Raw genomic sequence first — 12461 nt, forward strand, 5'->3', positions numbered from 1 at the left:
CGGCGGCTCAGGGTTTCGCCCGAGGGCGGGAGGGCGCGGACGCGTCGGTGCGCCGGTGGCGCCGGCGCAGGACGGCGAGGGCGGCGGTGACCAACCAGACCGCGGCGAGGGTGACGGCGAGGCCGAGCGGGTAGTCCAGCGGCAGCGCGGACGGGTTGGTCGTCCGGTGGCCGAACCCGAGCACGGTCGGCAGGAACGCGAGGACCACGGCACCGGTGACGATCAGGCCGCCGCGGACCACCGGGTACAGGTCGGCGGGAACCACGCGGCGGGCCAGCACCGCGACCAGCAGCGCCAGCGGGGCCAGCAGCAGGTCGTGGCCGAGGATCGCGACCACGGCGAACAGCCCGACCGAGACCGGCCGGGACTCGGTCGCGAGCCCCAGCGCGCCGTAGCCGACGCCGGCGAGGCCGAGCGCCACGAGGGCGGCGCGGACCGCTCTCATGGCAGTACCACCAGGTGCTCGACCCACTTGGTCTGCAGCACGCCGGGCAGGTTGGGCGCGATCACCCGGCACGGGTAGCCGTGGTCGAGGTCGAGTTCGGCGCCGTTGAGCCGCAGCGCGAGCAGGCTGCGCGGATCGCGACAGTGCGCGGCCGGCAGCGTCGCCGCCCGGTACAGGCCGCCGCGCTGCGCCGAGGACACCCGCAGCCGGCTGCCCGGCGGCGCGCCGACGAGCGCGAGCAGGTGCCGGATCGGTACGCCGGTCCAGTGCCCGGTGGCGCTCCAGCCCTCGACGCAGGCGATCGGCAGCGCGACGGTGCGCTGCGGCAGGGCGGTCAGCTCGGCGAGCGTCAGGGTGCGCGGGCGCGGCCCGTCGATGCGCAGCCGGTACCGGTCGTCGGCCCGGCTGACGCCCGCCTCCACGGCCGACTTGTTCACCGGCAGGTGCTGCGGGCCGATGTCCGGCCGGCGCGGCGCGAGCAGGTCCAGCCGGGACAGCGGCCGTACGGTCTGGCCGACGGAGACGAGCGTGACCACGCCGACCGCCGCACCGACCGCGCTGAGCACCCCGCGCCGCCGCACCGCGTGCCCGCCACCAGGATCGGCCGGGTGGCGGGCGAGCGCGGTGCGTACGGTCGGGAGCTGGACCGCGATGTGCACCAGCAACGCGCCGATCGCGATCCACGCCAGCCAGTGGTGCGCCACGGTGAAGAAGAACGGCATCGGCGGGTACCACCGGGCGATGTTCAGGATGCCGGTGGTGACCTGTGCCAGCGCCGCGCCGATCAGCACGAACACCGACAGCCGGGACAGCAGGTGGGCCAGGTTGCGCACCGGCGGCCACTCGAACAGCTTCGGGTAGACCGACCACAGCTTCGCCAGCAGGATCGGTACGGTGGCGATGCCGGTCGCGACGTGCACGCCCTGGGTGACGCGGTACAGCTGGGTCGGTGTCGACGGCCAGTCGAACCAGCCCGGCGGGTGCTGGATCAGGTGCGAGACCAGCCCGGTGGCGAAGCAGACCGGGAACGTGACCGCGAGCGCGATGCCCAGCCACGAGGTGACCCGGGTCGACCGCAGCGACGAACCGAACACCGGCAACCGGTCGCGCACCAGCGCCCCGATCGTGGCCGCCCGCCGTCGGACCGGGCGGGGCAGCAGCGCGACCGGGTCGGCCGTCCAGAGCCGCCTCAGCCGGTCAGCTCGGCGAACCATCGCCCACCCTCCGTCCACTGTGTACGGACGTGCAGCCCGGCCGTGGCGGCGGTGCCGGCCAGCGCGTCCACCGCCAGGTACGCCCAGCGGAACGGGGCGCTGCAGCGTTCCCCGTCGCGCAGCCGGAGCGCCGCGGTCCCGCTGCCCGACCCGGGCGCCCCGACCTCGACCAGTACCGTCCCGCCGGGTGCGAGCAGTTCCCGGCAGCGTCGCAGCAGCCGTACCGGGTCGGCGCCGATGCCGATGTTGCCGTCGGCCAGCAGCACGTGCTGCCAGCGGCCGCGGCCGGGCAGCCGGCCGAACACCGACCGGCGCAGGGCGATCCCGCCGCGGGCGCGGACCAGCGCGACCGCGGCCGGGGCGATGTCGACGCCGAGCGCGGGTACGCCGGTGGCGGCCACGGCGAGGGTGAACCGGCCCGGGCCACACCCGACGTCCAGGGTGGCTCCGGTGCACCGGTCGACGAGCGCCCGGTCCGTCTCGCTCGGCGCCGCGCACCAGGTGGCGAGGTCCACTGTGGATGGTGTCGGACCGGTCGTGCCCGGGGGAGCGGCGGTCGACACCGAGTCGGCGGCCGGGTGCGCGGTCAGCGTCGCCGGTGCGCCGGCCACGTGCCGGGCCAGTGCGGCGTCGTACATCGCGACCGGGCTGTGGCCGGCCCCGGCGGTGTCCAACGAGACCGCGGTCATGCCGGCACCTCCGTCGCGGACCGCCCCGAGCCCACGGGGGCGGTGGTGTCCAGCTCCGCGGCGACGGTGGCGGCGAACCGGCCGGCCGGGCAGGACGGTGCGACCGCGCGGGCGTCGGCGGCGGTGTCCACGTCGCGCAGCGTCTCCAGCGATGCCACCCGAAGACCGCGGCGGTGCAACGCGGCGAGCGTCGCGGCACCGGTGTCCGACGTGGACATCGGTACTCCCCGCAGCGCCACCGCGTCCGCCGGCCGGCGCAGCCCCAGCAGCCACCAGCCGCCGTCCGCGGCGGGCCCCAGTACCGCGTCGGCGGTGCGCAGCGCGTCGCGCGCCGCGGTCAGCTGCGCCACCCGCACCTGCGGGGTGTCCATGCCGACCAGTACCGCGGCGGTGTCCGGCCTCGCGGTGTCGGTGAACGCGTGCACCAGCCGCTCGGCAAGCCCGTCCCCGCGCTGCGGTACGACCGGGAACCGGGCCGCGTGCGGTACCGGATGGTCCGGGTGCGGTTCGCCGGCGGCGACCAGGGTGCGCCGGTCGGCGGGCGTCGCCGACACGGTGGCGAGCGTGTCGTCCAGTGCCGCGGCGGCGATCCGGGCCGCCTGCGTCGGCGTCGCGGGCGGGCACAGCCGGGTCTTCACCCGTCCCGGCGCCGGCCACTTCGCGATCACCAGCAGCTGTGTCCTCATCGGACACCCCCGGCCGGCAGGGCGCGCATGATCCGGCGCATGTCGCGGGCCGCTCGGGCGGTGCCGAGCACGGTACCGGTCACCTTCGACCGGGTACCGGCGGCGCGAGGTCGGTAGTCCACCTCGATCTCGCGCAGCTGCCACCCGGCGGCTGCCGCGCGCAGCACCATCTCCAGCGGGTACCCGAAGCGGCGGTCGGTCAGGCCGAGCGACAGCAGTGGCCGCCGCCAGCCGGCGCGCATCGGGCCGAGATCGCGCAGCGGCACCCGGTACCGCCGGCGCAGCCGCCGTGCCAGCACGGCGTTGGCGAACCGGGCATGGGTCGGCCAGGCGGACCGGTCGGTGGGTACCCGGCGGCCGAGGACGAGATCGGCGGTGTGGTCCAGCAGCGGGGCGAGCAACTCGGGCAGCTGTGCCGGATCGCAGGAGCCGTCCGCGTCGGCGAAGCAGACGATCTCGGCGGTGGACGCGCACAGCCCGGCGTGCGCGGCGGCGCCGAACCCGCGACGCGGTACCGGCACCACGACGGCGCCGTGCTCGCGGGCCACCTCCGCCGAGGAGTCGGTCGAGCCGTTGTCCGCCACGATCGCGGTACAGCCGGGTGGGATCCGGGACAGCACCCAGGGCAGCGCCGCCGCCTCGTTCAGGCAGGGCAGGATGACGTCGGTCATGCCGAGAACCTAGGCACACCGGCGGTTCGGTGACCCTTACGGCTTTGTGACGCGATGGCCCGGTTCTTACGAACCGCGAACGTCGCCGGCCGGCACATGAGGATCGCCCGCCCGGTCGGTTAGCGTCGGTGCGTGAGCAGTGCCGCACCGAAACCGGGCCGGGAGTCGGGAACCCGCGTCGGGGTCCTGGCCCCCGCCCCGGACCGCGTCGATGCCGCACCGGCGCGGCGTACCGGTCGATGGCCGCGGGCGCTGGTTCCGCTCGCGGTGGCCGGCGCGCTGGTGCTGGGCTGCCACCTGGCCGGGGTGCGGATCGCGGGGTCGCTGCACCTCGGCCAGACGTACCCGATCGCCGGGTCCTGGCGATCCTCGGTGACCGGCTGGCTCGCGGTACCGGTCGCGGCCGCGGCGCTGGCGTACTGGGGTTGGCCGCGGCTCGTGCTCCGGCTGCGCTGGCGGCCGCTGCTGGCACTGTCCACTGTGGTCGCCGCCGGCTGGTCGGTGGCGCTGGCGCTGGTGGACGGGCCGGCCGGGCTGACCGCGCCGCTCGCCCCGTACCAGCAGTACCCGCACGACGTGTCCCGGGTGACCGACCTCGGCGACTACCTCGCCACGTTCGCCCGGCACGTGGTCGATCCCGCCAACGGCCCGGTGTGGGCGGTGCACGTCGGCGGTCACCCGCCCGGCGCGCTCGGCGTGTTCGTGCTGCTGGACCGGATCGGACTCGGTGGTCTCGGCTGGGCCGCCGCGCTGTGCATCGCCGGCGGCGCCCTCGCGGTGCCCAGCGTGCTCGCGCTGACCCGGTTGTACGGCGGCCCCGGTGCCGGCCGCCGCGCCGCGCTGTTCGTACCGCTGGCGCCGGCCGCGCTGTGGATCGCGACCAGCGCCGACGCCCTGTTCGCCGGCGTCGCCGCGGCCGGCCTCTGCGCCCTGGCCTTCGCCACGACAAGCGGTTCGCCTGCGGCCGGCGTGGGCGCCACGACGAGCGGTTCGCCTGCGGCCGGCGTGCGCACCATGACGAGCGGTTCGCCTGCGGCCGGTGTGGGCGGCCTCGACCTCGCTCCGACGAGCCGTTCGCGTGCGGCCGGCTCCGCTCGTACCGGCGGCTCCGCTCGTACCGGCGGCTCCGCCCGTGCCGGCGGCTCCGCCCGTGCCGGCGGCTCCGCCCGTACCGGCGGCTCCGCCCGGGCCACGGCCGTTCCGGATCGGCGGGCGCGTGCGGCGCTGCTGGCGGTCGTCGGCGGGCTCGCGTTGGGCGGCTGCCTGTTCCTCTCGTACGGCCTCAGCCTGCTCGTGCTCCCGGCGGTCGCGGTGGTGCTGTTCGCCCCCGCACGGGGGCGTTCGGCCGGCATCGACCGCGGGGACGGCCTCGGGCGAGATCGCCCGAGGTGGCCGACGGCGCTGCGGGAGCTGCTTGCACCGCACCGGATCCGGCCGTTGCTGATCGGGGCGGCGACGGTGCTGGCGCTGTTGCTCGCGGCCCGGCTCGCCGGCTTCGACTGGTGGCACGGGCTGTCCCTGGCCGCCGAACGCACCCGTACCGGTGCCCGGTTCGTACACCCGCCGACCGTCTGGCAGGACCGGCCCACCTGGTACTTCCTGCTCGCGAACCCGGCCGCGCTGGCGGTGGTGCTCGGCCCGGCGACGATCGCCGCGCTGGGCTTCCTGCGCGGCCGGGCGCGATCCGACGCCCGCCGTTCCGGATCGCTCCGGCGGTTCCGGTTGCTGGTGTTGCCGGTGGCCGCCGCGCTCGCCGTGCTCGGTGCGTTGCTGTCCGACCTGTCCAAGGGTGAGGTGGAACGCATCTACCTTCCGTTCGCGATGCTGATGCTGCCGTTGACGGCGATGCTGCCGATCCGCCGCTACGGCCGGCTGCTGCTCGCGGTACAACTGGGCTGGGCGGTGCTGATCGCCCTGACGATCGAGACGTGGTGGTGAGTGCGGTGAGCGAGCGGCCGGCCCGGGTCCTGGTGGTCGACGACGATCCGACCGTCTCCGACGTGGTTGCCCGCTACCTGCACCGGGACGGCCTGGATGTCCGGCTCGCCGCCGACGGGCCGGACGCGCTGCGCGAGTTCGCCGACTACCGGCCCGATCTGGTGGTACTCGACCTGATGCTGCCCGGCCTGGACGGCATCGAGGTGTGCCGGCGGATGCGCGCCGGTGCCGACGTCGCGGTCATCATGCTCACCGCACTCGGCGAGGAGTCCGACCGGGTACTCGGCCTCGCCACCGGCGCGGACGACTACGTGACGAAGCCGTTCAGCCCGCGGGAGCTGGCGCTGCGGGTGCAGTCGGTGCTGCGCCGCTCGTACCGGCCGGTCGAGCCGGCGCAGCCGGAGGTGGTGCGCGACGGCGCGCTGGTGGTCGACACCGCGGCGCGGATCGCCACCCTGGACGGGCAGCGGCTCAACCTGACCGTACGCGAGTTCGACCTGCTGGCGTTCCTGGTACGCAACCCGGGCACCGCGTACCGGCGGGAGGAGCTGCTCGCGCAGGTGTGGGGCTGGACGTTCGGCGACCACTCGACGGTGACCGTGCACGTGCGCCGGCTGCGGGAGAAGGTGGAGCGCGATCCGGCCCAACCGCACCGGATCGTCACGGTGTGGGGTGTCGGCTACCGGTACCAGCCGGACGGGGGAGACGCGCGATGACCGACCGGATCCTGGTGGTGCTGATCGCGCTGGGCTGCTCGCTGGCGATCGCCGTGCCGGGCGCGGTGCTGCTGCGGCTGCGCCGTGGTTGGTCGGTGACCGTGCACGTGTGCGTCCTGATCGCGGTGACGGTGCTGGCGATGGCCGCCGGCGTCGTCGGTACCGCGCTGGCGATGTTCATCTCCCCGCACGACCTGTCCGTGCTGCTGACCGTCGTCGCAGTGGCCGGTGCGGTCAGCCTCGCGGTCGCGCTGTGGCAGGGCCGGCGGCTGGCCGCGGCGAGCATGTGGTCGGCCGAGGCGCGGCGCCGGGAACGCCAGCTGGAGGCGAGCCGGCGCGAGCTGGTCGCCTGGGTCAGCCACGACCTGCGCAGCCCGCTGGCGGGGCTGCGCGCGATGGCCGAGGCGCTGGAGGACGGCGTGGTCGCCGACCGCGGCACCGTCGACGAGTACCACCGGCGGATCCGCACCGAGACCGACCGGATGGCCGGGCTGGTCGACGACCTGTTCGAGCTGTCCCGGATCAACGCCGGCGCGCTGCGCCTGTCGCTGTCCGCGGTGCCGCTCGGCGACCTGGTGTCCGACGCGGTCGCCTCGGCCGAACCGCTGGCTACCGCCAAGCGGGTCCGGCTGATCGCGGCGACCGGCGACTGGCCGGTGGTCCGGGCCAGCGAACCGGAACTGTCCCGGGTGCTGGCGAACCTGCTGCGCAACGCGATCCGGCACACCCCACCGGACGGTACGGTCTCGGTCGACGGCGGGCACGACGGGGCGAACGGCTGGTTCGCGGTCACCGACGCCTGCGGCGGCATCCCGGAGGCCGACCTGCCCCGGGTGTTCGACGTGGCGTTCCGCGGCGAGACCGCCCGCACCCCGCGGCCGGCCGGCGGTGGCGGCGGGCTCGGCCTCGCCATCGTGCGCGGCTTGGTCGAGGCGCATGCCGGGGAAGTGGCGGTGTCCAACGTGGACACCGGGTGCCGCTTCCTGGTCCGGCTGCCGGCCTGATCCCGGCGTCCGAAGGCCAGATCACCGCGTCCGGAGCCCTGAGCCCGGCGTCGGGAGGCCTGAGCCCGGCGTCGGGAGGCCTGAGCCCGGCGTCGGGAGGCCTGAGCCCGGCGTCCCAAGGCGTGACCATGCGAGCTCGGCCGGGCCGTGTCGGTTCGGGTTGATCGTGGTGGTGTAACAGTAGACACCCCACCCACCCGGGGGGCGACCCCGCAACGACTCTATCCGCCGACCCTCGGGAGCCGCCCGCCCAACAGCTCGGCCTGTGCACAACCGCCACCCCTGTGGACAACCCGCGGGCGTCTCACCTGCGCAGCGGCGCACCGGCGAACTCGGCGATCCCGTCGCCGAACGCGATCGAGGCACGGAAGCCGAGCTCGCTGCGGGCCAGGTCCGGCGCGGCGACGACGTGCCGCACGTCGCCCAGCCGGTACCGGCCGGTCACCACCGGCGCCGGCCCACCGAACGCCTCGGCCAGCGCGGCGGCCATCTCACCGACGGTGTGCGGCTGCCCCGACGCCACGTTGTACGCCCGGAACCCGGTCGCGGGCTCCGTCGTCTCTGCCCGGGCGGGCGGGCCGGCGGTCGCGCTCACCGCTGCCAGGTTCGCGGCGGCGACGTCGCGCACGTGCACGAAGTCGCGCCGCTGCGCGCCGTCCTCGTACACCTGGGGTGCCTCGCCTCGCTCCAGCGCCGAGCGGAACAGCGCCGCCACCCCCGCGTACGGGGTGTCGCGCGGCATCCGCGGCCCGTACACGTTGTGGTACCGCAAGGCGACCACCGATCCGCCGGTGTCCCGGGCCCACGCCGCGGCCAGGTGCTCCTGCGCCAGTTTCGTCGCCGCGTAGGTGTTCCGAGGATCCAGCGGGGCGGACTCGGCGACGTTGCGCGGCCGCAGCCAGGCGCCGCAGTGCGGGCAGGGCGGCTCGTACCGGCCGGCGGCGAGGTCGGCCTCGCGCCGCGGCCCGGGCCGCACCGTCCCGTGCTCGGCGCACGCGTAGCCGCCCTCGCCGTACACCACCATGGACGAGGCGAGCACCAGCCGGTGCACCCCGGCCGCGGCCATCTCGGCCAGCAGCACGGCGGTACCCAGGTCGTTGCAACCCACGTACTCGGGCAGGTCGGCGGTGTCGACACCGAGCCCGACCATCGCCGCCTGGTGCACCACGACGTCCACATCGGACAGTGCGGCCCGCACCGCGGCGGCGTCCCGGACGTCCGCGCGCACCAGCTCGCCGTCCACATAGGACGGTACGGAGCGGTGTGCGGCGGGGTGCAGGCAGTCGAGCACCCGCACCGGCTCGCCGGCCGCGCGCAGCGCGTCCACCACGTGCGAGCCGATGAACCCGGCGCCGCCGGTCACCAGGATCACGGCAGCGTCACCCCGGCCTCCTGGTACGACTCGGCGCAACCGCACGAGGGCTCGGCCGGCAGTGCCGCGGCGGCGCTCAGCAACAGCGTGCGCATCCGTTCGGTGTTGGCCGCGAACACCGCGAACACCTCGTCCTGGTTCACCCCGGCGCCCACCTCGATCCCCGCGTCCAGGTCGGTGACCAGCGCGATCGGCGTGTAGCACAGCCCGAGTTCGCGGGCCAGCACCGCCTCCGGGTGGCCGGTCATGTTCACCACCGACCAGCCCTGCGCGGCGAACCACCGGGACTCCGCCCGGGTGGAGAACCGCGGCCCCTCCACCACGACCATGGTGCCGCCGTCGACCACGTCGGTACCGGCGGCCGCCGCGACGCCCGCCACCCGCTCGCGCCCGACCGGGCAGTACGGGTCGGCGAACGAGACGTGCACCGCACCCTGGTCGTAGTAGGTCTGCACCCGTCCGCTGGTCCGGTCGACCAGCTGGTCCGGTAGGACGAACGTGCCCGCCCCGAACTCCGGCCGCAGCGAGCCCACCGCACACGGCGCCAGCACCTGCCGTACCCCGAGCGAGCGCAGCGCCCACAGGTTCGCCCGGTACGGGATGCGGTGCGGCGGGAAGCGGTGGTCACGACCGTGCCGCGGCACGAACGCCACCCGCCGCCCGCCCGGTACGGCACCGACCATCACCGGGTCGCTCGGCGGCCCGTACGGCGTGTCGACGACGTGCTCGACCACGTCGGGCAGCAACTCGTACAAGCCGGACCCGCCGATCACCCCGACGTCGGCCACCGGTTCCGCGCTCGCCTCGGTCACCGGACCACCTCTCGCTCCTGCCCGCACCGGTCGGTCACGGGTCGCCCCACCATTCTGTCGGCCGTACCGCCGGCACCCGATTACCGATCGGTGACGGCCCGATCGTCACCGATCGTCGTGGCGTCGCCATCGCCGCTCACCTGCGGCTGGTACCGGTCGGACGTGGCGGGCGTCCGCCGAAGGACGGGTTTCCGACACTGTTCGTGACCGCAATCTCAACAATCTTGTTAGCTGGCGTTACGCACTTCGACTTCCGCGCGAGGGGTGCACGTCGATAGCGTTCGGGACAGCGGTGGCCGGCGGGTCACCGGTACGGCAGGGGAGGCGGGCGTGCGGCACGAGCCAGGAAGGATCGGGGACATGGCGGTCGAGTCGCTCACCGGGCGACTCCTCGTCGCCACCCCGGCCCTGCGTGATCCGAACTTCGAGCGCACCGTCGTGCTGCTGCTCGCCCACGAGCGCGGCGGCGCGCTCGGCGTCGTCCTCAACCGGGCGACCGAGATGCCGGTCAGCGACATCGAGGCGCTCGGCGGGTGGGCCGACCGCGCCAGCGACCCGGGCGTGGTGTTCGAGGGCGGCCCGGTCCAGCCCGAGGCGGCGATCTGCCTCGCCCGGGTCCGGCCGGAGCGCGACGTTCGCGGCGTCACCCGCGTCGCCGGCCCGGTCTGCTCGGTCAACCTGCCGGCCGGGCCGGACGACGTCGACGAGGGCATCGAAGGGGTGCGCGTGTTCTCCGGCTACGCCGGCTGGGAGGCCGGCCAGCTCGAGTCGGAGATCGACACCGGCTCCTGGCTGGTGTTCGACGGGCTGCCCGGCGACGCGTTCTTCCCCCGCCCGGACGACCTGTGGTCGATGGTGCTGCGCCGGCAGGGCGGGCTGCTCGCCGCCATCGCCCTGTTCCCGTCCGATCCGTCGCTGAACTGACCCCGGGGGTACCCGCCTGGGCGGTCCGCGCCGGCTGTGTACACTTGCCACCGCACGTCGCTCAGGCGGCGGGCATGGGGCTGTGGCGCAGCTGGTAGCGCACCACACTGGCAGTGTGGGGGTCAGGGGTTCGAGTCCCCTCAGCTCCACGAGTTCTCTGGGCGGCGTGTGTTCGCGGAAAGCGCGAACCGCGTCGCCCTCGTTATTTCTCCGCGGGGCCGAGCCCCGCGTACCCCACGGCGGTGGTCACCGTGTGTGGGTGGTTGGGGCGGGCTCTTTGGGGGTGTTCGCGGAAGGCGCGAGCCGCGTCGCCCTCGTTGTTTCTCCGCGGGGCCCGCGTACCCCACGGCGGTGGTCATCGTGTGTGGGCCGCTGGCAGACCGCTTGCCTTTTCGCTTCTCGGTGGGTCTGAACCCCACGGTTGGTTCCTGGTGCGTGGGTGGACTGTGTCGCTTTTGTCGGGTCTCGAGTCTGCGAACCTCACGGTGGGCGCGGGGCCCGGCAAGCGGAGGGTTGGGGACAGGAAACCCAGGAATTCGGACTGGGAGCGTCCGCGGGCCCCGACGGCCGGTCTCGGCCCGCACCATGTGAGCACGTCGAGACGAGAGGTCGTCGTCATGGTCAAGTACCTGCTCACCGCAGCCGCCGTCTACCTGGGGGCCATCGGGCTCGCGCTGCTGTTCGTACCGGCGCGGTTCGGCGTCGGCGCGGTGCCGCCGGACGCCTCACCCGAACTGCTCGCGCTGCTCCGGCTGCTCGGTGGTCCGCTCCTGGGCATCGCGGTGTTGAACTGGATGTCCCGCAAGGCACCGCCGTCGGGGCTGCGCCGGACGGTCCTGCTGGCGAACCTGGTCGGGTTCGGCGTCGTCGCCGCGAACGACGTCGTGGGCGTGGTCACCGGCGACGCGCGCGACCTCGCGCGGATCTTCGTGGTCGTGCACCTGGCGTTCGCCGCCGCCTTCGCCGTCGCACTGGTACGCCGCGCGCCGGTCACCGCGAGCGGCCGGGCCTGAGCCGGCCTACGACGGGGACCGCACCTGGGTCTGCCGGAAGCGTCGGGGACTCACCCCGAACCGGTCGGCGAACGCCTGGCGCAGCGTCTCGGCCGACCGGAAGCCGCAGCGGTGCGCGATCTGGGACAGCGGCAGGTCGGTGGTCGCGGCGAGCCGTGCCGCGATCTCCAGCCGCATCCGGCGTACCGCACTGGCCGGGGTCTCGCCGGCGTGCTCGCGGAACAGCCTGGTCAGCTGGCGCGCGCTGACGCCGGCACGCGCGGCGAGGGCCGGGACGCTCAGGTCGGCGTCCGGGTGCGCGACCACGTGATCGGTCACCAGCCGTACGGTGGCGTGGTCGGGGCGCCGCGCGGACGTGAACATGCTCATCTGCGCCTGGTTGCCGGGCCGCTGCAGGTAGGTGACCATGCCCATGGCCACCCACCGGGCGAGCTCGGCGCCGTGGTCCTCCTCGATGAACGCCAGGGTCAGATCCAGCGAGGCGGTCACCCCGCCGGAGGTCGCGACCGCGCCGTCGCGCACGAAGATCGGTGCCGGATCGACCCGTACCCGCGGGAAGGATCGTTCGAGCTCGGCCGCGTACAGCCAGTGCGTGGTCGCCCGCTTGCCGTCCAGCAGCCGCGCCGCGGCGAGCACGGTGGCGCCGGTGCAGACCGAAGCGACCCGGTGCGCGTCGGCGGCCAGCCGTCGGACCTGGCGTACCAGCTCGGCGTCGCGCGCGGCGGCCCGATGACCACCGCCCCCGGACACGATCACCGTGTCGGCGCGCCGGACCTCGTCGAGCCGTGCCTGGGCCGCCAGGGACAGCCCGGTCTCGCAGCGGACCGGGCCGCCCGACACGTTCGCGAACACCAGCTGGTACCGGGGATCGGCGCCGAGCCGGTTCGCGAGGGCGAACGCGGAGGTGACGCAGGCGATGTCGACCAGCTCCGCGTCGTCGTACCCGATCACCACGACCCGGTGCGAGTCCATCCGCA

The 12461-nt window shown here is 74.9% G+C and carries 13 protein-coding genes and 1 tRNA gene; 6 read left to right on the forward strand and 8 right to left on the reverse strand.

Features of this window, described 5'->3' with window-relative positions:
* Positions 1 to 7: 7 nt before the first annotated feature.
* Genes NUM_RS33160 through NUM_RS33180 form a run of 5 tightly spaced genes read right to left on the reverse strand, consistent with a single transcriptional unit; the run spans position 8 to position 3705 of the window.
* On the reverse strand, positions 8 to 445 hold the full coding sequence (locus NUM_RS33160; protein WP_207128879.1) for a hypothetical protein: 438 nt from the start codon (positions 443 to 445) through the stop codon (positions 8 to 10).
* Entirely contained in the window at positions 442 to 1659 is a 1218-nt protein-coding gene (locus tag NUM_RS33165; RefSeq protein WP_207128880.1) for a molybdopterin-dependent oxidoreductase, read from the reverse strand. The genes NUM_RS33160 and NUM_RS33165 overlap by 4 nt, the downstream gene beginning before the upstream one ends.
* Positions 1635 to 2348 carry a class I SAM-dependent methyltransferase gene (locus NUM_RS33170; protein WP_225919018.1) on the reverse strand — a complete coding sequence of 238 codons (714 nt, stop codon included), beginning with the start codon at positions 2346 to 2348 and terminating at the stop codon, positions 1635 to 1637. The genes NUM_RS33165 and NUM_RS33170 overlap by 25 nt, the downstream gene beginning before the upstream one ends.
* The gene (locus NUM_RS33175) at positions 2345 to 3034 is read right to left on the reverse strand and encodes a TIGR04282 family arsenosugar biosynthesis glycosyltransferase (protein ID WP_207128881.1); all 690 of its coding nucleotides are present in this window, start codon (positions 3032 to 3034) and stop codon (positions 2345 to 2347) included. The genes NUM_RS33170 and NUM_RS33175 overlap by 4 nt, the downstream gene beginning before the upstream one ends.
* Complete coding sequence (locus tag NUM_RS33180; RefSeq protein WP_207128882.1) at positions 3031 to 3705, reverse strand: glycosyltransferase family 2 protein; 675 nt, start codon at positions 3703 to 3705, stop codon at positions 3031 to 3033. Before NUM_RS33180 ends, NUM_RS33175 begins: the two co-directional genes overlap by 4 nt.
* A 132-nt stretch (positions 3706 to 3837) precedes the next feature.
* Between NUM_RS33180 and NUM_RS33185 the strand changes: the two genes are divergently transcribed.
* The 3 genes from NUM_RS33185 to NUM_RS33195 are packed head-to-tail and all read left to right on the forward strand — an operon-like array spanning position 3838 to position 7363.
* Positions 3838 to 5643, forward strand: coding sequence for a TrbL/VirB6 family protein (locus NUM_RS33185; protein WP_207128883.1), 1806 nt, complete (start codon positions 3838 to 3840; stop codon positions 5641 to 5643).
* Entirely contained in the window at positions 5640 to 6359 is a 720-nt protein-coding gene (locus tag NUM_RS33190) for a response regulator transcription factor (protein ID WP_225919025.1), read from the forward strand. The genes NUM_RS33185 and NUM_RS33190 overlap by 4 nt, the downstream gene beginning before the upstream one ends.
* Entirely contained in the window at positions 6356 to 7363 is a 1008-nt protein-coding gene (locus tag NUM_RS33195) for a sensor histidine kinase (protein ID WP_207128884.1), read from the forward strand. Before NUM_RS33190 ends, NUM_RS33195 begins: the two co-directional genes overlap by 4 nt.
* A gap of 304 nt (positions 7364 to 7667) precedes the next feature.
* Here the strand turns inward: NUM_RS33195 and NUM_RS33200 are convergent, their stop codons facing one another.
* Both NUM_RS33200 and NUM_RS33205 read right to left on the reverse strand, forming a co-directional pair.
* Positions 7668 to 8735, reverse strand: coding sequence for an NAD-dependent epimerase/dehydratase family protein (locus tag NUM_RS33200; RefSeq protein ID WP_225919019.1), 1068 nt, complete (start codon positions 8733 to 8735; stop codon positions 7668 to 7670).
* Complete coding sequence (locus NUM_RS33205; protein ID WP_263975159.1) at positions 8732 to 9547, reverse strand: S-methyl-5'-thioadenosine phosphorylase; 816 nt, start codon at positions 9545 to 9547, stop codon at positions 8732 to 8734. The genes NUM_RS33200 and NUM_RS33205 overlap by 4 nt, the downstream gene beginning before the upstream one ends.
* Before the next feature lie 360 nt (positions 9548 to 9907).
* On the opposite strand from NUM_RS33205, the gene NUM_RS33210 reads away from it, so the two are divergent.
* From NUM_RS33210 to NUM_RS33220, 3 genes are all read left to right on the forward strand, one after another.
* Positions 9908 to 10471, forward strand: coding sequence for a YqgE/AlgH family protein (locus tag NUM_RS33210; RefSeq protein WP_207128885.1), 564 nt, complete (start codon positions 9908 to 9910; stop codon positions 10469 to 10471).
* A 76-nt stretch (positions 10472 to 10547) separates the two neighbouring features.
* Positions 10548 to 10620: transfer RNA gene (locus NUM_RS33215), tRNA-Ala, on the forward strand.
* Between the two features lie 468 nt (positions 10621 to 11088).
* A complete protein-coding gene (locus tag NUM_RS33220) occupies positions 11089 to 11484 on the forward strand; it encodes a hypothetical protein (protein ID WP_207128886.1) in 396 nt (131 codons plus the stop codon).
* Between the two features lie 6 nt (positions 11485 to 11490).
* On the opposite strand, the gene NUM_RS33225 is transcribed toward NUM_RS33220, so the two are convergent.
* Positions 11491 to 12456 (reverse strand): GlxA family transcriptional regulator, encoded by a 966-nt coding sequence (locus NUM_RS33225; RefSeq protein ID WP_207128887.1) that lies wholly within the window; start codon positions 12454 to 12456, stop codon positions 11491 to 11493.
* Between the last annotated feature and the right edge of the window lie 5 nt (positions 12457 to 12461).

It is taken from the genome of Actinocatenispora comari, from assembly GCF_017312725.1.
Lineage (GTDB): Bacteria > Actinomycetota > Actinomycetes > Mycobacteriales > Micromonosporaceae > Actinocatenispora > Actinocatenispora comari.